Here is a 23,737-nt window from a genome sequence, read left to right as displayed (position 1 = left end):
TTTACCTAGTTGGCGCACTATAGCACCAATAGCAACTAGCTATTCGCCTTAGTAGCTTGCCGCTTTATTCAGCCTGCATGTTTGCTCGTTTCTGCCTTTGGGTAATCCTGTTCTGTTTCGGAGGCAGTGGGCTGCCGCTGCTACTCGCCGGCCCGCTGCCTTTATCCTCCCAGGCTACCGTGAGCGTGTTAACGTGTGCGCCGGGTACCGAGACGTATGCCTTATTCGGGCACTCCGCGTTGCGCATCACGGACCCGCTCCGGGGTCTTGACCGGGTCTACAACTACGGCACCTTCGATTTTGAGACGCCCCATTTCTATTGGCGTTTCCTGCGGGGGGATTTACGCTATTTCCTGTCGGTCGATTCTTTTGCTAATTTTTTAACCACTTATCAGCAGGAAAATCGGCTGGTATCCGAGCAGGTATTAAGGCTACAACCGTGGGAGACGCAACGCCTGTATGCCTACCTGGAAGCCACGCGGCATAGTGCCGCCCGTTTCTACCGCTACCAGTTCTTTGCCGATAATTGTACGACTCGCATCTGGCAAGCTATTCAGGCAAGCGTCGAAACCCCCATCCAAGTGGATTCGACCTATGCGACGCCCGCCCGCACCTATCGGCAATTACTGGCCCCTTACCTGGCGCCCGCGCCTTGGGTAAACCTGGGTATGAATCTGGGTTTGGGCTGGCCGGCTGACCGGGCTACGACGTTTCGCCAGCAGCTGTTTTTGCCGGTGGCGCTAGAGCAAGCATTGCAGCATACGCGCCGGGGGCAACGTCCTTTTGCGCGGCCTTCCCAACCGCTGTTTTTCGCGCAAGCAATGCCCTCCTCTCCGCCCTCGTGGTGGGCTCCCGCCCACTGCGTGCTCGGAATAGGGCTTCTCCTCTTGCTGGCCCAGGGGTTACCTAGCCGCTTTGACCTGATTCGGCGCAGCCTCCGGTTTGCCTTATTGGCGAGCACCGGGCTTGTAGGCTGCCTCCTCCTGGGCCTGATGCTGTTCTCCTTACATGCCCCGGTCCAACTGAACTATCAGGTGCTGTGGCTACTGCCCTCGCATATCGGGCTAGCACTGGCGCGCCCCGCGCGCCGCTGGCACTGGTACGCCGGTGTGGCAGCCGGGCTGCTCGTCCTGAGCGGGTTATTTGGATGGGTAGTCTACTATGCTCACCTCCTGCCGGTAGTAGGTTTGGTGCTCACCGTGCTGTTTCTTCAACTACTGCTTTTTATTCGACCGATGACTAGCCGGTCGCCTGCTGTCTAAGCAGGCTGTTTTTGGCTCTTTAAAGGCGCATCTTACGGAGCCTACTCCACCGGAGCTAGTGAAAGCCCTGTTTAGTAATTCGCGAAGTAGGCTCTGAAAGCCAGGAGTATAGCCTGTACTTTCAGAGCCACGCCACGCACCGCTGGTTACGCCCGCATCTCAGCGAGCGGCAATGCCATCGGCGCTGCTTCCTGCGTGGTGGTCCACACTACCTCCTCGCTGTCGGCGGCTTTGTCCAGTGCTAAAAGAGTGCCCTTACGGGCCTCCCCGCTGATGATGAGCCGCGAAATGGGCCGCCGCAGCTGCGTGCGAATCACACCCGTGATGGGCCGCGCCCCGTACTTGGGCGTGAAGCCCGACAAAGCCAGGTGCTGCCGCGCTTCGGGGCTGAGGGTGAGCGTGATACCCTGCCGGCGCAGCTGCTCCAACAGGGGTTGCAGGTGAATGTCGAAGATGCGGCCCACGTTCTCCTCCGAGATGGGGGCGAAGGGCACAATTTCGGTGAGGCGGGCCAGAAATTCGGGCCGGAAGTGGCGCGCCATGGTTTCCAGCAGCTCGGGGGCGGTGGGCACCTGGCCGGCCCCAAAGCTGGCGCTAATCTGCTCAGAGCCAATGTTGGAGGTAAACAGGATAACGGCGTTCGAGAAGTCGCCCTCGCGGCCCAGGCGGTCGTGCAGGCGGCCTTCATCCAGAATCTGCAAGAAGATGTCGAACACCGACGGGTGAGCCTTCTCAATCTCATCAAACAAGACCACTGAGTAGGGCTTCTCCCTGATTTTATTCACCAGCAGGCCGCCCTGCTCGTAGCCCACGTAGCCGGGAGGCGCGCCGTAGAGCAGCGCCGCCGAGTGCTCTTCCTTGAACTCCGACATGTCGAAGCGAATGAGGAATGACTCGTCGTTGAACAGAAAGTCGGCCAGCGCCTTGGCCAGCTCGGTTTTGCCCGTGCCCGTGGGCCCCAGCAAAAAGAACGAGCCAATGGGCTGCCCCGCCTTCGTGAGGCCCGAGCGCGACTCCAGAATGGCGGCGCACAAAGCCTTCACGGCCACTTGCTGGCCCACCACCCGTTTTTGCAGAATCTGGTCCATGCGCAGCAGCTTTTCGCGCTCGTTGCTTTGCAGCTTGCCCAGCGGAATACCGGTTTTGCCCGATACGATGGCGGCAATATCTTGTTTTTCAACGCTTTCCTTCTTGGTATCGGCCATGGCCAGCACGGCCGTTAGCAGCTCGCGCAGGTAAGCGGCCAGCTCGGCGCTGGTTTCTAAGGTATCGGGCTGCTGCTCATTCTCCAACTGGTTGAGCCACAGCTGGCTAATCTGGTTTTGGACTTGGTACGAAAACCAGCGCAGCTCGCGCAGGTAGTCGGCCTCGCCCAGCTCATCCTGGCGGGCGGTGAGGGTGTCGAAGTCAACTTGCAGCTGCGCGAGGCCCGCCACGGCCTGCTCGTCCAGCATCCGAATGGCGGCCATGGTGCGGTCTACCAGGTCGATGGCCGAGTCGGGCAATTGCCGGTCCTTGAGGTAGCGCTTGGCCAGGCGCACGGCCTCGGCAATAGTGCCCGCGCCCAGCGCCAGCCCGTGGTGCGCGGCATAAATGGGCATGATGCGCTCCAGCATGCGCTCGGCCACCACCAGGGTGGGCTCCTCTACCCGCACGCTGTCGAACCGCCGGTTAAAGGCCTCATCCTTCTCAATATACTGCCGGTACTCGTCGGTGGTAGTGGCCCCGATAACGGTGAGCTCGCCCCGCGCCAGCTCCGGCTTGAGCAGTTGCGCAATGCCGCTGCCGGCGCTGCCCTTGGGGTCGAGCAGCACGTGAATTTCGTCGATAAATAAAATGGCGCGAGTGTACTGCTTGAGATCGGTGAGCACCTTTTTGATGCGGTCCTCCACCTCGCCCTTGTACGATGCGCCCGCTACCAGCGTGCCCATGTCCAGCTCAAACAGCGTCACCTCGCGCAGGTGCACTGGCACCAGCCCGGCGGCAATCTGCTGGGCAAAGCCCTCCACCAGCGCCGACTTGCCCACGCCCGGCTCGCCAATGAGCAGCACGTTGGGCTTGGTGCGCCGGCCCAGTATCTCGGCTACCAGCCTGATTTCGCGGTCGCGCCCCACAATGGGGTCGAGCTGGCCAGCGCGCGCCTGGGCCGTTTTGTCGGTGCAGTAGGTGGCCAGCGCGCCGCCCTTGCCCGCCGGGGCGGGTGCGCCGGGTGCGGCAGCAACTGCCTCACTAGCAGTAGGTAGGGTAGGGGCGGGGCTATCGGCCTGGGCAGCATCCAGCAGCTCCTTTTGCGTGAGGGGCAGCGATTTTAGCTGCTCGTTGGTGAAGGCCAGGCCGGGGCGCAGCAGCGCCGCCAGCACGCAGAGCGGGTCTACCTGGTCGCGCGATAATTGCAGCGCAACCAACTCGGCCACTTCCAGCACTTTTTGCACGGTGGGCGCGGGGGTGGGCATTTCGGGTGGGCGGGCCGCCTTGGGCTCGTCTTCGAGGCGCACCTCGGCCCACTCGCGCAGGTAGTGAATATCTTTGTCGAGCACGGCTACCAGCCACGAAGCCAGGCCTATCTCATTGTGTAGTAGGGCAGTAAGTAAATGGGGGGCGGCGTAGTGCTCCTGGCGGTATTCGTGGGCCACGGCTTGGGCAATGTGCAGGCTGCGCTTCAGGTTGTCGGAGTAGGCCACGGGCAAAAAGGGGCGAAAAATGAAAGGGGCAAGGTAGCGCACAGGCTACGTGTAAAGTGGGGGCGAAGGTTAACTTACCGCTTTATAAAGGCAATCCTATGCTGCTACAGCCCTCGGGCCCCAAATAAACTCCTCCGTTGGCCTAACCTTTCGAATTCCCCCATCGTTAAGCCAGCACAAAGCCAGCAGCATGCCTATGTTTGGCCATTGGTTGCGGCACATGCTTGGTGCGCCCGGCCGCCCTATTTTCTTTTTCTTCTATGTACAACTACGGAATTGGCGGCCAGGAGCGTAAGCTCGACAACGCCGCTGAAGCAATCTCGTCCATCCCCCTCAACCGGACTTTGCTGGTACAGAAGCTCACCACCAACACGCCGCTGCGCCCGCTGGTGGTGAAGGGACTCAAAACGCCCGAGGCCGTTTTTGCTCATTTTAAGCCTGAAGTAGGCGTGCAATTCGAAGATGCCCAGGGTACTACTGTCTCTGAGCAGCTGCATTTTGCTTCGCTTGGCGACTTTGGTAAGAAGGGTATTATCAACCAGAGCAACTTTTTGCAAGGCCTGGCGGCCGAAACCGATGACTTGCAAAAGCTGCTACGCCAACTTAAGTCGAACAAGATTTTGAAGTCGGCCCTGGAAAATCCCGAAACCAAGGCTGCCTTCTTGGCGGCTATCCAAACCATGATGGACGAGTTGGAGTAGGCCCCCGCGCCCGCCCAATTTCCTTGCCTTGTCCCCTTGCTTACCTATTATGGCTACCGAACAACAAGATTCTGCTGCCCCTGGCTACCGCTCACACGAAGCTGCGCCGACGCTCGAACAAAGCACCCAGGCCCTCCTCAAAGTAGGGGGCTTCGACCTGCTGGAGACAACCATTGACGGGGCTTCCAACCTGAATCCCGAAAAAAAGGCCCGCAAAAAAATATTTTTGTCGGAAGACAATAAGAAGAACGACCGCAAGCAGCTCAAAAAGCGCTTGGCGCTGTGGCACGCCTTGCTAAGCGAAGCCGACTCGGTGGCCGGGGCCGTGGAAAAAGCCGAAGCCCGCGTCGAAGCCACCCAAGAGCAGCTCACCGCTAACCTGAAAACGGCCGTTGAAGCCACCGGCGAGCTAGAGCAGGCCTACCGCTCGGTAGCATTGTTCTTCCGCAATACCGACCAGGATGAGGTGAAGAATATCTCGCTGCTGAATGCCGATAAGGACCAGCTGCAAGACCTTGATAATACGACGTTTATCGACGCAGTAGCCGACGAGCTGGAGCAGAACTACGACCGCCTCGACCTGCGCGAAAACTACTCGCTGCTAGTGGTGCCAGGCTACCTGGGCTCCAACAAAGTGGTGGATAAATGGGCCAAAATTGCCCATAAAAACAAGGTGATGATGGTCACCGACTTCGAGCACTACGATACGCCCGAAGATGTGATTGAGCTATTTGAGGAAGCCAACCTCACGGGGGCCGAAGCCCACAAGTCCAACGTTATTATGGCGGCCAACTGGCTGGTGGGCCGGGGTAAGATTGAAGAAATCGGTGAGGAAGAAGACCTGTTCGTGCCACCATCTTCAGCATTAGCCGGGCGCATCTACTCCACGCTGGCCTCGCAGGTCACGGCGGGCCGCAAGCACGGCACCCTGAATGAGGTGGATGGGGTGAAGTTTCCGCTGCGTAAGAGCGAAATTTCCAACTTTGAGAAAGTCGGCCTCGTACCCATGGTAAGTGAGTACGGCCGCGTAATGGCATTTTCGGCCAAAACGCTCTTTAACGGCGACAACATCGGCTTGCAGACCTACTCGGTGGTGCGCGTGTTTGACTACGTGACCAAAGTGCTGGTGGACTTCCTGAACCGACGCGCCTTTGAAAATTGGGACCATAATATGCGCATGGACATTCAGAACCAGATTGTGCGGTTTCTGGACGGTATTGCGGGGCCCGGCAAGCTGATTGAGAAGTTTTCCATCAAAAAGTTTGAGCGCGACCCCGACCAGAAGGACCGGATTCTGCTCGATATTCACATGGTGCCTTACTTCCCGGCCAAGACTTTTCTAGTGTCGCTCGACGGTACTAAGGGTGACGACCCGGACAACCCCGGCCGCGACTGGAATGCCGAATATGCGCAGCAATAGCCGCCATAGTTGGCAGCGGCAGGCGGCTAGGTAGATTGATGTAGTGATTCGAAATATTATTTTTTTGAATTGTTGCATAATAAACCTAACTAATATTAGTAGGTCGCGTAAAGCAAAAACGAAGAGGTATTCTCTCATTTTCCACAACCTTTTTTTTTAACATGGCTTCTTTTAGTGCTGTTTTTGACGCTGCTGGCAGCGAAGAGTGTGAGGTAGTAAGCTGCGATTACGCCTTCAATCAATCAATCGACGACAAAGGACGCCCTTCGTCGGTGGTGCAAGGTGGTACCATCAAGGTAACTATCGTTTCGACGGACAGCGTAAAGCTAATCAGCTGGATGCTTGACCCTTACAAACGTGCCGATGGTAAAATCGTGTTCAAGCGCGGTGACCAGGACTCGAAGATGAAAGAAATTGCGTTCAAAGAAGCCTACTGCGTAGGTTACACCGAGAGCTTTGATGCCCGTGGTGGTGCCGTAACCCAGGCTTCGATGGTATTGAGCTTGGTTATTTCGGCCAACAAGATTGACGTGAACGGCGCAAGCCTTGATAACAAGTGGGTGTAAACTCCTGGCTTGCCTATAAAAAAGGCCCCCGGCAGATGATTCTGCCGGGGGCCTTTTTTGTGGGCGGGGCTCGCTGCGTGCCCGCGCGGCCGCTATGCATCCGCAGCTGGCTAGTGTAAGTAGCGAACCGCTAATTCTTAGCTTTATTACTCAAAATCAGCTTGTTGCAGATGAATCAATACGTTATTGAATTGGGTTAAGTACTTACTTTATAGGCCTATTCCATCACCAAGCGGCTGAGAAATTGCCCCTCCGCCGTATGCACGCGTACAGCGTAGACGCCGGGGGCCAGCCCCGCCAGTTCCAACGTGGCCGGGGTAGCATCGCCAATCGGAGCCGTGAGGCGGCGCACCGGCCGGCCTAACGCATCGAGCACCTCAATGGTGGCCAGGCGTGGGCTGGCGGCACCCGGCAGGCGCACTTGCACGGTGCCCGGCCCGGTAGGGTTGGGGTACACTTGCAGCGCGGCGCGGGCGCTGCCGCCGCGCACGGCCAGCACCGTGGCGCAAGCCGTGGAAGCGTAGCTGCCGATGCCGGCAAAGTTGTCGATGCCCTGCGCTTGCCAGGTGGTGGCTGCGCCGCCCGTGCCCAGCCAGCGGCTGCTGCCGCGCCCGGTGGCGGGCAGGCGCACCAGCGAGTTATCGCGGGTGGTGCCGCCGCTCACGGCCCAGCCGGTAGCGCCGTTGGCTGGCGTGCGGCCCACTACGCCGATAATATCCAGGGTATCCGAGTCATCGAACAGCACCAGCGTGTGGGTGCCGGCGAAAAAGCATACGTTGGACTGCAAGTTGGCCGCGGCGCGCACGGTAGCATCGGTTACGCCGGTGTTGGCGATGACGAAAACCTTGCCGGCGGCCAGCGTGCCCGTGAGGCTGGCCGTAGCGGTGGGCGTGGTGGCCCCCGCCGCGAACAGCTCTACGCGCAGCGTCGAAAGGTCGAGGGCCGAGCTGGTGGGGTTGAAGATTTCCAACGCCTTGGTGTTGCCGGTGCTCGACTCGAAGTACTTGGTAAAGAAGGCGTCGGTGCAGCTGCCGCCGGTGGGCGATACGTCGTCGTTGAGGATGGTGAGGGTGTGGCGGCTGGGCGTGCCCAGCACCACCGCCGCGCTGCTGGGCGCGCCCAGTCGCAGCACCACAGTTTCGTTGGGCTCGGGCAGCAGGTCGCCCACCACGGTGAGGGTTACCGTTTGGTTCAGGGCGGTAGCACTGGCGAAGGTTATCTGACTGGTAGTGAAGGTGTAATCGCTGGGACTGGTGGCGGTGCTGGCAGCGTCCACAGTGATTGGTACCGTGAGCGGAAACGTGAGGCTGCCGGGGTCACTCAGCGTGACGGTGGCCGTGTAAGTGCTGGTGCCGCTATTGCCCTCGGCAACGCTACTAGTGGCGGCGCTAAAGCGCACGGTGGGCACCGTGCCATCATCGTTGGTGATGGTGAGCGTGTGGGTGGCCGGGCCGCCGATGCTGGCCCCGGTGCCGGGGTTTTGCAGGGCCAGCACCACGGTTTCATCGGCCTCGGGCAGCAGGTCGCCGGTTACACTCACGCTCACCGTCTGGCTGGTTTGGCCAGCGGCAAAGGTGACGGTAGTGGGCGAGGTAAAGCTGAAATCGGAGCCGCTGGTGGCCGTCGAGTTGGCCGCGTCCAGCGCCACCTGCACCGTGAGGGCTGCCGTGGGGGCCGGGCTCACGCTGAGCGTAGCGGTGTAAGTAATTGACCCACTGTTGCCTTCGGCTACTGTGCCCGTAGCAGCGGCAAACGATACCACCGGCCCGGTGGCCGCAAAGCCCCAGGCCCGCGCCACCAGCGCGGGGTCGTTGATGAAGGGGTTGTAGTTGCCCTGGCTGGCGGCCACGCGGCGGTTGCGCTCGCGCTCGTGCTCATCCACGGGGTCGGCCAGGTGCCATTGGTACAAGGTGTTGAGGTCGGCCAGGGTATTGATGTCGTTGTGGCCGGTGGCTACCAGGTCGGGTTGCCCGGCGTGCATGGTATAGAAATAAAACGCCGTGCGCGCCAGGTTGCCCTTGTGGTCTTCGCGGGGCTCAAACTGCGTATTGGTATCCTCGCTGTACTCGTCGATGTTGGTAGTCGGAATGCCCGTCTGGCTTTGGGTGAGACGCATCCACAGGCGCGTCTGGCTATCGGGTATCTCGGCAAAAGGGTCCGAGCCGCGGTTGCTATTCCACTGAATATAAGTAGGATAGAGGTGGTGCATATCGGAGCGCATGCGCACGGTTTCCTTAAACCACGACTGCGGAATGGTGTGTTCGCAGTTGATGCTTTGTACCACGCCCGTGCTGGTACTGCTAAAGTTGAGCGGCACCGTTTCGGTGTAGCCTGAGTACACACAGGCTACCGTATTGCTGTAGTTGTCAGCGTAGTTATACATTTTGGCGCGCGCGTCGGCGTAGCTTAGCTCGCGGCGGTAGGGGTCATACCAGTTGGTGCGCAGCCAGTCGCGCAGGGCCGTGCCCGAGAGGCTGGCCGGCGCGGTGGCCGGCACGGCCGGTATCGTTTGGGCCGCGCCCCACAGTGGTCCGGCGCACAACGCCAAGAGTAGAAAGCGAAAAAGTCTATTCATAAAAACTCTTTAAAAGCAACATAAAAGCCGTGCGGCAAAGGTCAGGCGCTAAATGAGTAAAAGGTGAAACCCCGAAAGTCTTTCACAAAAAGATAATGCTTCAGCTGCTATTTCTTGGTTAAGCTAAGCCATTAGAAAACAAAAAAGGACTGGCCATAATAGCCAGTCCTTTAATAAGTTGCGCCTATTGAAAGGCCGTAAGTCTCAATGCTTAATTAGCAGGCATCAGTACGGTATCGATGACGTGGGTCACGCCGTTCGAGTCGATGATATTGGGGATGGTAACGGTGCTGGTGCCGCCTTTGGCGTCTTTAATCATCACCGAGCCACCGCTTTTCATCACGGTCAGGGTTTCGCCCTCCACCGTGGTCAGCGTTTGGCCGTCTTTCAGGTCGTTGGCGGTGAGGCGGCCGGGTACTACGTGGTAGGTCAGGATTTTGGTCAGCGTAGCCTTGTTTTCGGGCTGCGTGAGGGTGGTTACCGTGCCAGCGGGCAGCTTATCGAAAGCCGCGTTGGTGGGGGCAAATACCGTGAACGGGCCCGCGCCTTTCAGCGTGCCTACGAGGTCGGCGGCCTTCACGGCGGCTACCAGCGTGGTATGGTCGCTTGAGTTCACGGCGTTGTCCACGATGTCTTTGTCGGGTACCATCATGGCGCCGCCTACCATCACGCCTTTATCCATTTTGCCCTTGCGCATCTTGCCCGACTCCATGTCGTCGCCTTTGCGGGGCTTGGTGGTGGCTTTCATGCGGTTGCCGGCTTCGTCCTTGCCTTTCACCTTCATTTTGCCGTCGTCGGCCACTTTCGTTTTCACGGTCATGCCGTCAACGGTCGTCTTTGTTTTATCGCCGGTGTCGGGCGTAGTCTGAGCTACGGCAGCGGTGGTAGCAAACAGGGCGAGGGCCAGCGTAGCGAGGGGCAGGAGGTGCTTCTTCATCAGTCAGGGGTGAGAGAGTTGTTTGGCCGCTATACGGCCGATGATGGCTTCGGGGTTCAAGGCTCAGCCTTTATTTAGCTAACTACCTCATAACCAAAGCCGGCTGGCCACCCGAAGGCAGCCAGCCGGCTTGTCAATACTGCGGGTGAGGCACCGACTAGGGCCGGCGGTTCACCGCGTTCAGGTCCTCAAAGGCGTGCTTGAGACGGGCCACAAAGGTTTCTTCGCCTTTGCGCAGCCACACCCGCGGGTCGTAGTATTTCTTGTTGGGCGAGTCGGGGCCGTTGGGGTTGCCAATCTGGCCTTGCAGGAAGCCTTCGTTCTTCACGTAGTACTGCTGAATGCCTTCCCAGAACGCCCACTGCAAGTCGGTGTCGATGTTCATCTTGATGGCCCCGTAGCTGATGGCCTCGCGGATTTCGGCCTGGCTCGAACCCGAGCCGCCGTGAAACACAAAGTCAATCGGCAGCGCCTCCTCGATGTTGTGCTTCTGGCGCAGGTACTCCTGCGAGTTGTGCAAAATCTTAGGCTCAAGTTTCACATTACCAGGCTTGTACACGCCGTGTACGTTGCCAAACGCCGCTGCAATGGTGAAGCGCGGGCTGATTTCGCGCAGCTGCTCGTAGGCGTAGGCCACTTCCTCGGGCTGGGTGTAGAGCTTCGACGAGTCCACGTCGGAGTTGTCCACGCCGTCTTCCTCGCCGCCGGTCACGCCCAACTCAATCTCCAGGGTCATGCCGATTTTGGCCATGCGGGCCAGGTATTCGCGGCAGATTTCGATGTTCTCCTCAATCGGCTCCTCCGACAAGTCGAGCATGTGCGAGCTGTACAGCGGCTGGCCGTACTGGGCAAAGTGCTTTTCGCCGGCGTCGAGCAGGCCGTCAATCCAGGGCAGCAGCTTTTTGGCGGCGTGGTCGGTGTGCAAAATTACGGGCACGCCGTAGGCTTCGGCCATCAGGTGCACGTGGTGTGCCCCCGAAATGCCGCCCGCAATGCTGGCCTGCTGCTTGTCGTTGGGCAAGCCCTTGCCCGCAAAAAACTGCGCGCCCCCGTTCGAGAACTGAATGATAACCGGTGAGTTGAGGTCGCGGGCGGCTTCGAGCACGGCGTTCACCGTGTCGGTGCCGGTCACGTTCACGGCGGGCAGGGCGTAGCCGTGGGTTTTGGCGTGTTGGAAGAGGGCCTGCACTTCGTCGCCGTGCAGCACGCCGGCGCGCAGGCCGGTAAGGGTGGAGTTTGCCATGGTGTAGAATAGGCAGGGCAACAGGCCCCGCGCCCGCAAAGAAAACAGGCCGGGAGCGCTTTTAGCTAGCTCAACCGGAACGGCCGCCCTTTTTAACTAAAAAACCCTCATTATCAAGTTGATAATGAGGGCGTTAAGTGGGCACATTAGGAATCGAACCTAAATCTAGAGCTTCGGAGGCTCCCATACTATCCGTTGTACTATGCGCCCGTTGCGGGGCTGCAAAAGTAGCCACAAATGCGGCCCCCGCCAAACGCAGCCCACTATTTTGGCTAATCTGCTTAGAGAAAGGGCAACCCTGGGCGGCAAAAATCGGTTAACTCCCCCTAAACCTGTCAATTCATTTCCCCCACATGGATTCTTCTAAAAAGACCCTCTACACGGCCGACGCTACGGCCGTGGGTGGCCGCAGCGGCCACGTACGTTCCGCCACCGGCATCATCGACCTCGAAATGAGCGTGCCCGAAGGCCTCGGCGGCAAAAAAGGCGCTACCAACCCCGAAGAGCTGTTTGCCGCCGGTTACTCGTCGTGCTTCCAGCAGGCCTTGCTCGTGATTGCCCAGCGCGGCGGTGATAAGCTTGACCCCGCTACGGAAGTAAAGTGCTCGGTAAGCCTGTTCCAGGATGGCGAAGCCTACGGCCTGAGCGCCGTGCTGGACATTGACCTAAAGTCGTTTGACCAAGCCAAAACCATCGAAATGGTGCGCGAGGCTCATAAAATCTGCCCCTACTCGGTAGGCACCCGTGGCAACATGGAAGTGGAGCTGAAGGTGAAAGGCGAAGCCATTCCGGTGCAAGCCGAAGAGAATGCCGGCGTAGCCGAAGGCAAATAAGCTTTCGCCAACGCGCAGCAAGAAGCCCACCCGATAACTCGGATGGGCTTTTTGCTGCGCGTGAGTTCGCTGGCCGCCGGGCGGGCTTCGGCATACCTTTTGCGCAAAAGCTGCGTAGAAGGCTGCCCCGGCCGAACTACTTAGCCGGGTACCTTTTCTGCATATGATTATGAAAAAGCTATTCACCTTGCTTGCTGCTACCGCCACACTGGCCTCATGCCGCGAAGCCGGTACTGCCGTGCAGAGCCGCCCTTCGGCCGCTGGCACCGCCGATGCCAAGACCATCCGCTTTGATACCACCTTCCTGAAAGTGGCCGGCGCGCGCACTTACCCGCATACTTACACCGGCAATCTGGTAGTGGGGGAAACCAAGAAAGTCTCGGTACCCGTGCAAATTGACTGGACGACCATGGACCAGGCGGGCTGCCCCCAGGTAGCCGCCGTGCAAGTATACCAGCTCAACGGTAACGACCGCCGTACTACCTTGACGGTGAAGGCCATCCGCGATGCCGTGTGCAAGCCCAACCCCCGGCCCGCTGGCAGCACCCGCGCCGCCACCTTCGCTGGTTCAGCCTACCTCAAGCTAACCGGTGAAGCCCGTGAAATTCGCCGCACCACTTCTACTACCTTCACCATCAATGGCTTAGGCTACCACGATGAGCTAAGCGCCGACTCGCTGTCGGCTAGTGCGCAGTAGCAACTGAGAACTAACTCTAATCAAAAAGCCCTGACCGCAATTGCGGTCAGGGCTTTTTGATTTATACGTAAAACGCATTAATTCAAGTAGATGCGGTGCGTTACCTCAAAGCGGTGCGGCGCAAACGCGTTGTAGTAGGGGGCCGGGCCATCGAAGGTGAGCACGTGGATGAGTGGGATGCCTTCGAGGCGGCTTTCTACCACGCGCACGGGGTAAACTTCGCCTACCGTAGGCCAGTCGCCGCCGTGGTTGGCGGGCCGGTTGTCGGCATCGACGCAACGGGCATAATCGAGGTAGGGGGCCGCCGTAGTGGCTTCGGCCAAGGTGTAGCTAGCAACTTCCATAAGGCAAAGGTATGGGGAGCAAGTAAATACGTACTAAATCGGTAAACGTTGGCCGGGGCCAGGCGGCTGAATACGAAGGTGAACACCCACCCGCGGCCAGAAGTTTAGCCCTGAAGTTGGATTAGGCTTGTGAGCAGTTAAACTTACGAAATAAGTACCTCACCTGGCGTAATGACTCCATGCCAAATCGGCTACTGATGCCGGAAGTCTTTCGTTTCAGGTGCTGGCAAGCGAAAAAGCCTCAGAAACAATAGCAGCGCACTCACCAACGCCCCAAGTTGCGGTGTAGCGCGCCGCACTGGCAAATTTCAGCCGGCGGGGCCGATTAGCCGGTCCGCCGGCGCGAGCCGGCCGACCGGTTGTCGTCGTGCCGCCTGTATTGGTCAACGACAACCGGTCGGCCGGCTCACGCCGGCCGACCGGAGAGCGTAGCGCGCAACTTGAATTAGCTAAAACCCAGCACCGGGTGCGGCTGGTAGGGCTCCTCTAGCCGCTTTATTTCGTCGGTGGAGAGGGTAACGCCCACGGCGGCCACGGCGTCTTCGAGGTGGCCGGGCTTGCTGGCGCCTACGATGGGGGCCGTGATAACGGGCTTGCTCAGCAGCCAGGCCAGCGCAACTTGGGCGTTGGGCAGGCCGCGCTCTTGCGCAATTTCCGATACGCGGTCGGCTACCGCAAAGTCGTCGTCGCGGCCGTAGAGGCTTTTGCCGAAAGCGTCGGTTTTGGCGCGCTCGGTTTCGTTGCGGGCTTTGCTGCGGCCGCCCGTGAGCAGCCCCCGCGCCAGCGGCGACCACGGAATAACCCCAATTTTTTGGTCGGCGCAAAAGGGCAGCATCTCGCGCTCCTCCTCGCGGTACACCAGGTTGTAGTGCGGCTGCATGCTCACGAAGCGCGTCCAGCCGTGCTGGTCGGCCAGGTACTGAGCCTGCGCAAACTGCCAGGCAAACATCGACGACGCGCCAATGTAGCGCGCCTTGCCGGCCTTCACCACGTCGTGCAGCGCCTCCATCGTCTCTTCGATGGGCGTGTCGTAGTCCCAGCGGTGAATCTGGTAGAGGTCCACGTAGTCGGTGCCCAGGCGCTTGAGGCTGGCATCAATGGCGCTTAGTATGTGCTTGCGCGACAAGCCTTTATCATTCGGACCTGGGCCCATCGGGTTAAAGACTTTGGTGGCCATCACCACCTCGTCGCGCTGGGCAAAGTCGCGCAGGGCGCGGCCCACCACTTCCTCGCTCGCGCCGTTGGAGTACACGTCGGCGGTATCGAAGAAATTGATACCCAACTCCAACGCTTTCTGGATGAAGGGCCGGCTGGCTTCTTCATTAAGGGCCCAGGGCCAGCGCTCGGTGGGGGTACCGTAGGTCATGGTGCCCAGGCAAATTTTGGAAACCTGGAGGCCAGTGTTTCCCAAGCGGGTAAACTCCATAGTGGAAAAGGGTTAGGTAGAGTGTTAAGAAAGTTAAAACCGTCTGTCATTGCGAGCGCAGCGCGGCAATCGCCCCAGAACGATGGACGAACGACCGGCGCGGGTATCGTGCGGGTGCGATTGCCACGCTGCGCTCGCAATGACAGATGGTTTGCAACCAAAAAAGCCCGCCTGGGTTACCAGACGGGCTCTTCAAGCACAAACTAACTGGCTGCTTACGCCATTGCCAGCACTTCTTTTACGCGAGCGGCAGCGTCCTTCAGCAACGTGGCCGAGTACACTTTCAGGCCGCTCTCGTCGATGATGCGAGCACCTTCTTCGGCGTTGGTGCCTTGCAGGCGCACGATGATGGGCACGCGGATATCACCGATTTTCTTGTAAGCTTCTACCACGCCATTCGCCACGCGGTCGCAACGCACGATGCCGCCGAAGATGTTGATGAGAATCGCCTTCACGTTCGGGTCCTTCAGGATGATGCGGAAACCCGCCTCCACCGTCTGGGCGTTGGCTCCACCCCCTACGTCGAGGAAGTTGGCCGGCTCGCCGCCGCTCAGCTTGATGATGTCCATGGTGGCCATGGCCAAGCCAGCACCGTTCACCATGCAGCCCACGTTGCCGTCGAGCTTCACGTAGTTCAGGTTCGACTCCGAAGCTTCTACTTCCAAGGGGTCTTCCTCGTTGGTGTCGCGCAGGGCGATGAAGTCCTTATGGCGGTACAGGGCATTGTCGTCCAGGGTCACCTTGGCGTCAACGGCCAGGATTTTGTTGTCCGATGTTTTCAGCACGGGGTTAATCTCGAACATGGCCGAGTCCGTTTCGTCGTAAGCTTTGTACAAGGCCGTTACGAACTTCACCATCTCCTTGAAGGCATCGCCCGAGAGGCCGAGGCCGAAGGCGATTTTGCGGGCCTGAAAGCCTTGCAGACCCACGGCGGGGTCGATGAATTCCTTCAGGATTTTCTCGGGGTGCGACTCCGCAACCTCCTCGATGTCCATGCCACCCTCGGTGGTGTAGATAATGACGTTTTTGCCGCTGGTGCGGTCAAGCAATACGCTGATGTAGAACTCTTTGGTAGGGCTTTCGCCGGGGTAGTACACGTCTTGGGCAATGAGGACTTTGTTAACCAAGCGGCCTTCGGGGCCGGTTTGCTTGGTAACGAGCTGCATGCCCAGGATTTGGCCGGCAATTTCCTTTACCTGATCCAGGTTTTTGGCGAGCTTCACTCCGCCGCCCTTGCCCCGGCCACCAGCGTGAATCTGGGCCTTGATAACGTACCAGCTGGTGCCGGTTTGCTCGGTGAGCTTTTTGGCGGCTTCTACGGCTTCCTCAGCGGTGTCGGCGGTGAGGCCTTCCTGCACGCGTACGCCGTATTTTTTGAGAATGTCCTTGCCTTGATACTCGTGAATATTCATCGGAGGGGGTAGGGGTGGAGTTTTAAGAACTGCCGCGAAGGTAGGGCCGGCAGGGGGAATGCGAAGCGCGAAAAACGTCTGTCATTGCGAGCCCCGCGAAGCAAGCGCACCAGAACGATGCTGGAACGACTCGTTCTGGTGCGCTTGCTTCGCGGGGCTCGCAATGACCGGCGGCTTTTGCTTTCCTCTTCATTCAGTCCCAACGCCCGGCGGCCTTTCCACGTAGCTTTGCCCGGTTCCCAATCAGTATAGCCTACCTGACCTTGCTACAAGCCATTAACCTTCGCAAAAGCTACAATTCGCTGGAAGTGCTCAAGGGCATCGACCTCACCATTCAGCGGGCCGAAATCGTGAGCATCGTGGGGTCGTCGGGGGCCGGTAAAAGCACGCTGCTGCACATTCTGGGCACCCTCGACGACCCCGATGCTGGTGAGGTGCTCTTCGATGGGCAGTCGGTGACGAGCCTGGGCCGCACCGCGCTGGCCCGGTTTCGCAACCGCCACATTGGCTTCGTGTTTCAGTTTCACAACCTGCTGCCCGAGTTTACGGCCATCGAAAACGTATGCCTGCCCGCCTTCCTGGCCGACCGCTCGGAAAAAGAAGTGCGGGTGCGCGCCCGCGAATTGTTGGGCCTGCTCAACCTCGACCACCGCGTGGACCACAAGCCCAGTGAGATGAGCGGCGGTGAGCAGCAGCGCGTGTCGGTAGCCCGCGCCCTCATCAACTCGCCCGAAATCATCTTTGCCGACGAGCCCAGCGGCAACCTCGACTCACGCAATGCGCAGGAACTACACGAGCTGTTCTTCTGGCTGCGCAAAGAGTTTGGCCAAACCTTCGTCATCGTAACCCACAACGACACCCTGGCCCAGATGGCCGACCGCACCATCGTGATGCGCGATGGGCATATTCTAGAGGGGTAAATCGTTCGTGCTGGTTGAGAGCTCGCAACTCAGCACCTATTAGCTGTCATGCTGAGCTTGCGAAGCATCTTATCACGTCCAGACTACTTGTTCTGGCGCGATAGGATGCTTCGCAGGCTCAGCATGACAGTTCTTTTTTAGCTAGCTTTTGCCAAGAAAAATCTAACTAATGAACTTGGAAAATCGCCCTGTTGCAAAACGGTTTTTAACCCTTCCTGAACATCTTGATTATCAGCACTAAATTTTACTAAAATAATTGGCTTTTTTGGAACACTCTTTGCGTTAGGTTGGTTATTCACTCGTACTACAGAACGATAACCGGGCACTGCCCACCCCACGCCATGACCGAAGTCACCAAAACCCCCAAGGAAGCTACCGTCGCCAAGAAAGCCGCTCCCCGTGCGGAGAGTTATGACATCGCTAAATCGGACGAAACGCTCGACTTAGCGAAGGACTTGGCTAAGTTTATCAAAGACAACAAGCTTAGCACCCAGGTGCAAGGCAAGGAGTTTGTGAACGTGGAGGGCTGGCAGTACGCCGGCTCGCGCCTGGGCATTGTGCCCGTGGTTGAGCACGTCATCAACCTCAGCAACGACCAGGAAATTAAGTACCAGGCCAAGGTGACCCTCTTCGACCTGCGCCACGGCGTAACGGTGGGCGCGGGCTTCGCCATCTGCTCCAATAAAGAGAGCGGCAAGAAGTTCTACCAGGAGTTTGCCATTGCCAGCATGGCTCAGACCCGCGCCATCGGCAAGGCCTACCGCAATATTCTAGCCTGGATTATCCGCGCGGCCGGCTACGAGCCCACGCCCGCCGAGGAAATGGAGTATTCGGGCAACGTGCCCGCGCCCGCCGTGGTCCCGGCCGTAGTAGCCGAAACTGCTCCCGTGATGCGCGCCCTCACGACCGCGCCCGTTGAAGCGCCGGCCGCCGAAGCTGCTCCTGCCGCTTCGGTACAGTACGCCACCGCCAGCCAGAAGGAAGAAATCATTCGCCTGCTGAACCACCCGCTCATCACGCGCCAGGAAAAGACCAAGATGTTGCTCAATATCAACCGCTTGGACGAGGAGCGCGCTACCCAGGCCATTGCCAAGCTGCGCAAGGCCATTGAGGACCGCGAGGGCACGTCGGCCGTAGCCGCTTAGTTAGTTTAAGTTTTTAGAAAGCCCGGTGCCGTGAGGCACCGGGCTTTTTGCATTACCCCACCCCCAGCCCCTCCCCTTCGGGAGAGGGAGCCATGGCGGCACGCCCACCAGTCGTCAGGCTCCCCTCTTCCGAAGGGGAGGGTCGGGGGTGGGGTGGCACGTTTGCGCAGGTGACGTAATTTTGCCCTATGCCGACTGCCGACACTGCCACCCCGCTTGCTCTGCTGCGCCAGTATTGGGGGCACCAGGCGTTTCGGCCGGGCCAGCAGGAAATTATTGAGGCAGTGCTGGCGGGGCGCGATGCCTTGGCGCTGCTGCCCACCGGTGGCGGCAAAAGCGTGTGCTTCCAGGTACCGGCGCTGGCGCGGCCGGGCCTGTGCGTGGTGGTGACGCCCCTCATCGCCCTCATGCGCGACCAGGTGGAAAACCTGCGCAAGCGTGGCCTCAAGGCCGAGGCCGTGTACGCAGGCATGAGCCACCAGGAAATCGACCAGGCGCTGGATAACTGCGTGTATGGCCGCGAGGTTAAGTTCTTGTACGTCAGCCCCGAGCGGCTACTGACTGACCTATTTCGGGCGCGGGTGGCGCGCATGAGCGTGGGGCTGCTGGCCATTGACGAGGCGCACTGCCTGTCGCAGTGGGGGTATGATTTTCGGCCGCCCTACCTGCGCATTGCCGAGCTGCGGGCGCTGCTGCCGGCCACCGTGCCGTGCATTGCGCTCACGGCCACGGCCACCGGCCAGGTGCGGCAGGACATTGTGGAAAAGCTCCACTTTCGGCCCGGCTACGGCGTGTTCACCCAGAGCTTTGCGCGGCCTAAGCTGTCGTACTCGGTGCTGCCCACCGAAGACAAGCAGCGCCGCCTGCTGGAAGTGTTGCGCGGTGTGGGGCCCGGCAAAACGGGCATTGTGTACGCCCGCACTCGCCGCCAAACCGAGGACACCGCCACCTGGCTGAGCCAGCAGGGCCTACCCGCCGTGGCCTACCACGCCGGCCTGCCCGCCGAGCAGCGCACCCGTACCCAGCAAGACTGGCTGGCCGATAAAACGCGCATCATTGTGGCTACTAATGCATTTGGGATGGGTATCGACAAGCCCGATGTGCGTGTGGTGGCCCACCTCGAAGCCCCCGCTACCCTGGAGGCCTACTACCAGGAGGCCGGCCGCGCCGGGCGCGACGGCCTCTACGCCTTTGCCGTGCTGCTCAGCGGCCCCGCCGACGCCGACAACCTGCGCCGCCAGGCCACGCTGGCCCACCCGCCGCCCGACGTAGTACGCCGCGTGTACCAGGCGCTGGCCAACTACTCGCGCACGGCCGTGGGCGGTGGCGAGCTGGTAGCTTTCGACTTCGACCTCGGCCTGTTTGCCGAAACCTATCGCCTCAAGGCCATTGATGCCCACCACGCGCTCAAGCTGCTGGAGCAGCAGGGCTTCGTGCAGCTCACCGAGGCCGTGAACCAGCCGGCACGGGTGCAACTCATTAGCAATCAGCACGATTTATATCAGTTTCAGGTAGCTAATGCCCAGCACGACTTGCTCATCAAGGCGCTGCTGCGGCTCTATGGCGGTGAGCTGTTCGTGACGTTTCAGAACATTGCCGAAAGCGCGCTGGCCCGCCACCTGCGCCAAAGCACCGTGGACGTGACGCGCCAGCTGCGCTACCTGCACAGTACCGGCGTGCTGCACTACCAGCCCCGGCGCGAATTGCCGCAGGCCCTCTTCCTCACGCCCCGCTACGACGCCGCCCAGCTGCCGCTCAACGAGCGCCGCCTGAAGGCCGCCCGGCAGCTCACCGAGCACCAAACCAAGGCCGTAATCGACTACGCGGCCAGCACTACGCACTGCCGCCAGCAGCTTTTGCTTGACTACTTTGCCGAGCCCGATGCGCCCGCCTGCGGCGTGTGCGACGTGTGCCTGGCCCGCAAAAAAGCCCGGCAAGCGCCCACCGACGCCGCCGGGCTGCAAGCCGGACTACTCGAATTGCTGCGGGCCACGCCGCTGCTGCCGCGCCAAGTGGTGGCCCGCTACCCCGCCGCCGAGGCTACGGCCGTAGCCGCGGCGCTGCGTAGCTTGGTCGAGTTGGGTAAGCTAGCCTACTCCGCCGACGGCCGGTTGGGGGCGAAGTAGCGTAAGCTTCAGCTTGCGAGTGAGCGCAGCGAGCAGGCGGTACTGGGCGGCGCGAACGACCATGTTCGCTGCGCTCACGCGCAAGCTGAAGCTTACGCTACAAAGTCTGGTAGGCCATGATGCCGCCTTCTAGGTTGCGCACGTTGGTGAAGCCCTGCTGGGTGAGGAAGGCTTTGGCAGCCGAAGAGCGCGCGCCGCTTTTACAGTGCACAATAACTTCTTGGTCTTTAAGGTCTTCCAAGTCATCAAGGGCGGCGGGTAGGTTGCCAAGCGGAACGTTCTGGCTGCCGCTGATGCGGCTTTCCTCAAATTCCCAGGGCTCGCGCACGTCGATGATGGTGGGGGTTTGGCCGGCTTGCTGGCGCTGCTTCAGTTCGGGGGCGGTAATGTCGGCCATTGGGTAGGAGATGTTGAAAAACAGAGAGTTGAGTAAGAGTGCGAAGGCAATGTCAGCAGCGGCCAGCGGCTATTAGGTAGCCGCTTTGGCTTTGTGCGAGATAATATACTGATAAAGTGAGTGTTACATTAATTTATTACCAACCGGCGGGTAGCCACGCTGCCATCGGCCAGCGTGAGCTGCACCAGGTACACGCCGCCGGGCAGCGTAGTGGGTAGGCGCAATGTGGGCTGGCCCGCCTCGGCGGCGGGCTGTTGCCACACGGAGCGGCCAAGCACGTCGAGCACGGTGGCGCGCCGGAAAGCGGGGCCACTCACGGCCACCGTGGTGCCGGTAGGGGCAGGGTTGGGGTAGAGGCCAAACTGTGCGTTGGTGGCCTGCTGGGCCTGGGTGGCCAGGATGCCATTGTTCATCACGGCGCGCATCATGATGGTGCCGGGCGTAGTAAGGGCCGGCTTCGACCACGCGCCCTGCTTGTTATAGAACAGCGTAGGGGCCGTGGAGGTGTTGTTCAAATCGAAGCCGTAGGGCAAAAACTGCCCGCCCGATGCCTGCCCATAACCGATATAAAACAGCCCCGACGCGGGTACCGGCACCGGCGGGGTAAAAGGCACGTCGTAAAACACGTTGCCAATCATATTTTGGTTGAGTACCGCCGTGGCGGTGGCCAGCGGCGCATCGGCGGGCTGGCCGTTGTTGTCGGCCCACACGGCCACGGTTACCGAGCGGTTCTGGAAGTTTTCGCCACCCTGGCCCGTTGGAATATTATTGAAGATGGGCGCCAGCCGAATGGCCTGCACCTGGTCGGCTTTGGCGGCCGCAATGGGGTAGGCAAAATACGTAACCGGCCCGGTGCTCAGGGCCGGCAGCGTGAGGAAGGCTTCGGCCGTACCATCGTCAAAGGCGTAGTAATTAGCGAGTTCCAGGTCGCGGTAGGTGGTGTCGTTGGGCAGCGTGAGCGGGTTGGTTTCGTTGGTTTGCAGGGCTAGCGTATAGCGGTAGCGGCGGGTGGTGCCGGCCGCCGGCAGCGGGGCCGTGCGCGCATCGCCCGTAATGGCCACCTGCCGCGCCCCGGCCAGCAGCGGCTGGTTGCCGGCGACCCAAGTGGCGGGGCCGAAGCCGCCGTTGGTCAGCTCGCGTACCATGCCCAGCCAGCTAATGGGCGTGGGGTTGCCACTGGGTAACAGGTTATTGACGGTCGTAGTCATGGCCGAATTCAGCGGGCTGGGGCTGGTGGCGGCGTATTGCCAGGCCGGCATGGCCGTGAAGCGCTGGAGCGGGCTGCTCAACCCACGGCCGGTAGCAATATCTTGAAAGACAGTGTCATTGGCCGTGCGGTTGTTATTCAGGTAGATGTAATCAAGCCCGAACGCGTCGCGGCTCGACGACTGGTTACCCGAGGCCCGAAACCGGAACCGGAAGTTGCTGTGGAAGTAGGCAGCCTGGTTGAGTGGGAAAATCTGCTGCCGAAACCGTGTGGTTTTGCCTTCCGCATTATAGGTCCAGATGCGGTTCCAGCGGCCCACATTGTCCAAAAATTCGAGCGCCAGAAACACCGGTGTCACGCTGCCATTGGCCACTGGCGAGCCCGCCAACGAGCCCGCTTGCCAGGCGTAGCTGAGGTACAGCTGGTTGGATGCCGAAAACGTGCTTAGGTCGATGGGCTGCGAGGTGAGCGTGTCGGTGGCGCTGTAAAACGACGCTGAGCCGGCGCTGTACGGCTGGCCATTGGCCCGCAGGCCGTCTAGCGTGGCGGTGCCCCGCGTGAGGGGTTCGCTGGCCAGCCGGTTGCTCACGTAGGCCCCGCCGCCCCGGTAGCTCTGAAACAGCCCGCTACCATCGGGGTAAGTAGCGGTGGTAGTGGCATTTTGCCAACGCAAAGGGCTGGGCTGCCCATCGCGGGGCAACGTAAAGTCCTCGAAAAAGGGTAGCGTGAGCGCCGCCGTGCGCTGCGCTGTTGCGGTGCTGCGGTCGGCCGTGGCGGCCCGGCTGGGGTCGGCCGCCAGCGGCTGGGGCGTGAGGAGCAGGGGCGTCGTCTGAGCCTGAGCGGCAACGGCTAGCAGCAGGGCCGGTAGTCCTAGTAAGTAGAGTAGTGGACGCATACTAAATTTCAAGTTATAGATAAACCAACTGTCCTGTACGAACACAGCGCGGCAATCGTATTCGAACGATATCCCAACGGTTTCGTTCGAGTACGATTGCCGCGCTGCGCTCGCAATGACAGTTTTTTTACCGAAAAGCTACTCTGCTACCCACAAATCGACTAGTTGGCCCATACGAATGGTGGCGCCCGGTGTAGCGGCCGGCCGCTGGCGCACCACGGTGCCCGGCGTTTGACCAGCCTCGGCGGCTTGCTTGAATACTTCGCCCACTTCGAGGTGCTGGCCGGCGAGCAGGGTGCGGGCCTCATCCTCGGGCATGTTTACCAGGTTGGGCAGCTCGAATTCGGTGTTGCCGAGGCCGTCGCCCACCTCCAGGTCTACTTTGGTGCCTTTGGCGATGGCCGCGCCGGGCGCAATTTCCTTGTCGCCCACCAACTGCTTGAGCACCGCGTCTTTAGCTACGTTGGGCACCAGCTTTATCTGGCCGATAACCAGGTCGTAGCTCGCCAGAATGAGCTGGGCGTTTTTCACCGAGCCGTCCGTTAGCTTGGGCATTTTGATGACCGGCGGGCGGCGCATGGCCACCGAGATATAGATTTTGCGGTCCTGCTTCACCTTTTCGCCGGGCGCGGGCTCCTGGGTGAGCACGGTAAGGGCGCGGGTGCCGGGCGCGTAGCTGCTATCGTCCACGAAGTAGGCCAGCTTGCGCTCGTCGAGGTAGTTTTCGAGTTCGGCCAGGTTCATGCCCGTCACTTTGGGCACCACAATGGTTTCGCCATGGTGCGTGGTAATGGGCAAGTACACGTAGAAAAAGCCCAGCACCAGCGCCGCCCCCAGCCCCACAATGAGCGCTAGGTGCAGAAAAACGTCGAACCAGGTATCAGATTTTAAGAAAGACATTAGCGTGTTTGGTACTTGGGTGTTGGGGCCATCTGTCATTGCGAGCGCAA

The 23,737-nt window shown here is 60.1% G+C and carries 20 protein-coding genes and 1 tRNA gene; 9 read left to right on the top strand and 12 right to left on the bottom strand.

The window, feature by feature from the left end; genetic code table 11:
* The first annotated feature begins 77 nt into the window (after positions 1 to 77).
* On the top strand, positions 78 to 1,262 hold the full coding sequence (locus tag ACYVGC_RS19690; RefSeq protein ID WP_460585569.1) for a DUF4105 domain-containing protein: 1,185 nt from the start codon (positions 78 to 80) through the stop codon (positions 1,260 to 1,262).
* Positions 1,263 to 1,408: 146 nt separating this feature from the next.
* Here ACYVGC_RS19690 and ACYVGC_RS19685 read toward each other — a convergent pair whose 3' ends face one another.
* Positions 1,409 to 3,985: an ATP-dependent Clp protease ATP-binding subunit gene (locus tag ACYVGC_RS19685; RefSeq protein ID WP_460585568.1), complete on the bottom strand. Its 2,577-nt coding sequence runs from the start codon at positions 3,983 to 3,985 to the stop codon at positions 1,409 to 1,411.
* 218 nt (positions 3,986 to 4,203) lie between these two features.
* Between ACYVGC_RS19685 and ACYVGC_RS19680 the strand changes: the two genes are divergently transcribed.
* The 3 genes from ACYVGC_RS19680 to tssD all read left to right on the top strand — a co-directional run bounded on the left by ACYVGC_RS19680 (position 4,204) and on the right by tssD (position 6,630).
* Positions 4,204 to 4,644 (top strand): hypothetical protein, encoded by a 441-nt coding sequence (locus ACYVGC_RS19680; RefSeq protein ID WP_283563674.1) that lies wholly within the window; start codon positions 4,204 to 4,206, stop codon positions 4,642 to 4,644.
* 49 nt (positions 4,645 to 4,693) lie between these two features.
* On the top strand, positions 4,694 to 6,064 hold the full coding sequence (locus ACYVGC_RS19675) for a DUF5458 family protein (RefSeq protein ID WP_460585567.1): 1,371 nt from the start codon (positions 4,694 to 4,696) through the stop codon (positions 6,062 to 6,064).
* Between the two features lie 161 nt (positions 6,065 to 6,225).
* Entirely contained in the window at positions 6,226 to 6,630 is a 405-nt protein-coding gene (gene tssD, locus ACYVGC_RS19670; RefSeq protein WP_460585566.1) for a type VI secretion system tube protein TssD, read from the top strand.
* A 217-nt stretch (positions 6,631 to 6,847) separates the two neighbouring features.
* Here the strand turns inward: tssD and ACYVGC_RS19665 are convergent, their stop codons facing one another.
* From ACYVGC_RS19665 to ACYVGC_RS19650, 4 genes are all read right to left on the bottom strand, one after another.
* Complete coding sequence (locus ACYVGC_RS19665) at positions 6,848 to 9,205, bottom strand: endonuclease (RefSeq protein ID WP_460585565.1); 2,358 nt, start codon at positions 9,203 to 9,205, stop codon at positions 6,848 to 6,850.
* Between the two features lie 211 nt (positions 9,206 to 9,416).
* Positions 9,417 to 9,917, bottom strand: coding sequence for a fasciclin domain-containing protein (locus tag ACYVGC_RS19660; RefSeq protein ID WP_460585627.1), 501 nt, complete (start codon positions 9,915 to 9,917; stop codon positions 9,417 to 9,419).
* Between the two features lie 382 nt (positions 9,918 to 10,299).
* Entirely contained in the window at positions 10,300 to 11,385 is a 1,086-nt protein-coding gene (gene fbaA / locus ACYVGC_RS19655) for a class II fructose-bisphosphate aldolase (protein WP_460585564.1), read from the bottom strand.
* A 138-nt stretch (positions 11,386 to 11,523) separates the two neighbouring features.
* Positions 11,524 to 11,595 (bottom strand) — tRNA-Arg (locus ACYVGC_RS19650).
* 143 nt (positions 11,596 to 11,738) lie between these two features.
* Between ACYVGC_RS19650 and ACYVGC_RS19645 the strand changes: the two genes are divergently transcribed.
* Positions 11,739 to 12,218 carry an organic hydroperoxide resistance protein gene (locus ACYVGC_RS19645; protein WP_460585563.1) on the top strand — a complete coding sequence of 160 codons (480 nt, stop codon included), beginning with the start codon at positions 11,739 to 11,741 and terminating at the stop codon, positions 12,216 to 12,218.
* A 169-nt stretch (positions 12,219 to 12,387) separates the two neighbouring features.
* Positions 12,388 to 12,915, top strand: coding sequence for a hypothetical protein (locus ACYVGC_RS19640; RefSeq protein ID WP_460585562.1), 528 nt, complete (start codon positions 12,388 to 12,390; stop codon positions 12,913 to 12,915).
* Between the two features lie 77 nt (positions 12,916 to 12,992).
* Here ACYVGC_RS19640 and ACYVGC_RS19635 read toward each other — a convergent pair whose 3' ends face one another.
* The 3 genes from ACYVGC_RS19635 to sucC form a co-directional block, all read right to left on the bottom strand.
* The gene (locus tag ACYVGC_RS19635; protein WP_283563681.1) at positions 12,993 to 13,259 is read right to left on the bottom strand and encodes a hypothetical protein; all 267 of its coding nucleotides are present in this window, start codon (positions 13,257 to 13,259) and stop codon (positions 12,993 to 12,995) included.
* Between the two features lie 445 nt (positions 13,260 to 13,704).
* A complete protein-coding gene (locus ACYVGC_RS19630; protein WP_460585561.1) occupies positions 13,705 to 14,685 on the bottom strand; it encodes an aldo/keto reductase in 981 nt (326 codons plus the stop codon).
* A gap of 215 nt (positions 14,686 to 14,900) precedes the next feature.
* Entirely contained in the window at positions 14,901 to 16,097 is a 1,197-nt protein-coding gene (sucC, locus tag ACYVGC_RS19625) for a succinate--CoA ligase subunit beta (RefSeq protein ID WP_460585560.1), read from the bottom strand.
* Between the two features lie 257 nt (positions 16,098 to 16,354).
* On the opposite strand from sucC, the gene ACYVGC_RS19620 reads away from it, so the two are divergent.
* Positions 16,355 to 17,017, top strand: coding sequence for an ABC transporter ATP-binding protein (locus ACYVGC_RS19620; protein WP_460585626.1), 663 nt, complete (start codon positions 16,355 to 16,357; stop codon positions 17,015 to 17,017).
* A 137-nt stretch (positions 17,018 to 17,154) separates the two neighbouring features.
* Here the strand turns inward: ACYVGC_RS19620 and ACYVGC_RS19615 are convergent, their stop codons facing one another.
* Positions 17,155 to 17,316: a hypothetical protein gene (locus ACYVGC_RS19615; RefSeq protein WP_460585559.1), complete on the bottom strand. Its 162-nt coding sequence runs from the start codon at positions 17,314 to 17,316 to the stop codon at positions 17,155 to 17,157.
* A gap of 42 nt (positions 17,317 to 17,358) precedes the next feature.
* Here ACYVGC_RS19615 and ACYVGC_RS19610 point away from each other — a divergent pair, with 42 nt between their 5' ends.
* Together ACYVGC_RS19610 and ACYVGC_RS19605 are read left to right on the top strand one after the other, a co-directional pair.
* On the top strand, positions 17,359 to 18,162 hold the full coding sequence (locus ACYVGC_RS19610; protein ID WP_460585558.1) for a hypothetical protein: 804 nt from the start codon (positions 17,359 to 17,361) through the stop codon (positions 18,160 to 18,162).
* Positions 18,163 to 18,350: 188 nt separating this feature from the next.
* Positions 18,351 to 20,288, top strand: coding sequence for a RecQ family ATP-dependent DNA helicase (locus ACYVGC_RS19605; protein WP_460585557.1), 1,938 nt, complete (start codon positions 18,351 to 18,353; stop codon positions 20,286 to 20,288).
* Between the two features lie 97 nt (positions 20,289 to 20,385).
* Here the strand turns inward: ACYVGC_RS19605 and ACYVGC_RS19600 are convergent, their stop codons facing one another.
* The 3 genes from ACYVGC_RS19600 to ACYVGC_RS19590 form a co-directional block, all read right to left on the bottom strand.
* A complete protein-coding gene (locus tag ACYVGC_RS19600) occupies positions 20,386 to 20,685 on the bottom strand; it encodes a rhodanese-like domain-containing protein (RefSeq protein ID WP_460585556.1) in 300 nt (99 codons plus the stop codon).
* 128 nt (positions 20,686 to 20,813) lie between these two features.
* On the bottom strand, positions 20,814 to 22,787 hold the full coding sequence (locus tag ACYVGC_RS19595; RefSeq protein WP_460585555.1) for a T9SS type A sorting domain-containing protein: 1,974 nt from the start codon (positions 22,785 to 22,787) through the stop codon (positions 20,814 to 20,816).
* Between the two features lie 138 nt (positions 22,788 to 22,925).
* Complete coding sequence (locus tag ACYVGC_RS19590) at positions 22,926 to 23,687, bottom strand: PASTA domain-containing protein (protein WP_460585554.1); 762 nt, start codon at positions 23,685 to 23,687, stop codon at positions 22,926 to 22,928.
* Between the last annotated feature and the right edge of the window lie 50 nt (positions 23,688 to 23,737).

The sequence above is a fragment of the Hymenobacter arcticus genome, assembly GCF_054779975.1.
The sequence above is the reverse complement of the archived record's forward strand: the minus strand, read 5'-3'. Positions and strand labels throughout refer to the sequence as shown.

Excerpts from the sequence above, each read along its gene's own strand:
- ACYVGC_RS19630 (WP_460585561.1), bottom strand. The coding sequence starts at position 14,685 with ATGGAGTTTACCCGCTTGGGAAACACTGGCCTCCAGGTTTCCAAAATT.
- ACYVGC_RS19675 (WP_460585567.1), top strand. The coding sequence starts at position 4,694 with ATGGCTACCGAACAACAAGATTCTGCTGCCCCTGGCTACCGCTCACAC.
- fbaA (WP_460585564.1), bottom strand. The coding sequence starts at position 11,385 with ATGGCAAACTCCACCCTTACCGGCCTGCGCGCCGGCGTGCTGCACGGC.
- ACYVGC_RS19600 (WP_460585556.1), bottom strand. The coding sequence starts at position 20,685 with ATGGCCGACATTACCGCCCCCGAACTGAAGCAGCGCCAGCAAGCCGGC.
- ACYVGC_RS19610 (WP_460585558.1), top strand. The coding sequence starts at position 17,359 with ATGACCGAAGTCACCAAAACCCCCAAGGAAGCTACCGTCGCCAAGAAA.
- ACYVGC_RS19665 (WP_460585565.1), bottom strand. The coding sequence starts at position 9,205 with ATGAATAGACTTTTTCGCTTTCTACTCTTGGCGTTGTGCGCCGGACCA.
- ACYVGC_RS19690 (WP_460585569.1), top strand. The coding sequence starts at position 78 with ATGTTTGCTCGTTTCTGCCTTTGGGTAATCCTGTTCTGTTTCGGAGGC.
- ACYVGC_RS19645 (WP_460585563.1), top strand. The coding sequence starts at position 11,739 with ATGGATTCTTCTAAAAAGACCCTCTACACGGCCGACGCTACGGCCGTG.
- sucC (WP_460585560.1), bottom strand. The coding sequence starts at position 16,097 with ATGAATATTCACGAGTATCAAGGCAAGGACATTCTCAAAAAATACGGC.
- ACYVGC_RS19640 (WP_460585562.1), top strand. The coding sequence starts at position 12,388 with ATGAAAAAGCTATTCACCTTGCTTGCTGCTACCGCCACACTGGCCTCA.
- ACYVGC_RS19590 (WP_460585554.1), bottom strand. The coding sequence starts at position 23,687 with ATGTCTTTCTTAAAATCTGATACCTGGTTCGACGTTTTTCTGCACCTA.
- ACYVGC_RS19660 (WP_460585627.1), bottom strand. The coding sequence starts at position 9,917 with ATGGAGTCGGGCAAGATGCGCAAGGGCAAAATGGATAAAGGCGTGATG.
- tssD (WP_460585566.1), top strand. The coding sequence starts at position 6,226 with ATGGCTTCTTTTAGTGCTGTTTTTGACGCTGCTGGCAGCGAAGAGTGT.
- ACYVGC_RS19595 (WP_460585555.1), bottom strand. The coding sequence starts at position 22,787 with ATGCGTCCACTACTCTACTTACTAGGACTACCGGCCCTGCTGCTAGCC.
- ACYVGC_RS19635 (WP_283563681.1), bottom strand. The coding sequence starts at position 13,259 with ATGGAAGTTGCTAGCTACACCTTGGCCGAAGCCACTACGGCGGCCCCC.
- ACYVGC_RS19605 (WP_460585557.1), top strand. The coding sequence starts at position 18,351 with ATGCCGACTGCCGACACTGCCACCCCGCTTGCTCTGCTGCGCCAGTAT.
- ACYVGC_RS19680 (WP_283563674.1), top strand. The coding sequence starts at position 4,204 with ATGTACAACTACGGAATTGGCGGCCAGGAGCGTAAGCTCGACAACGCC.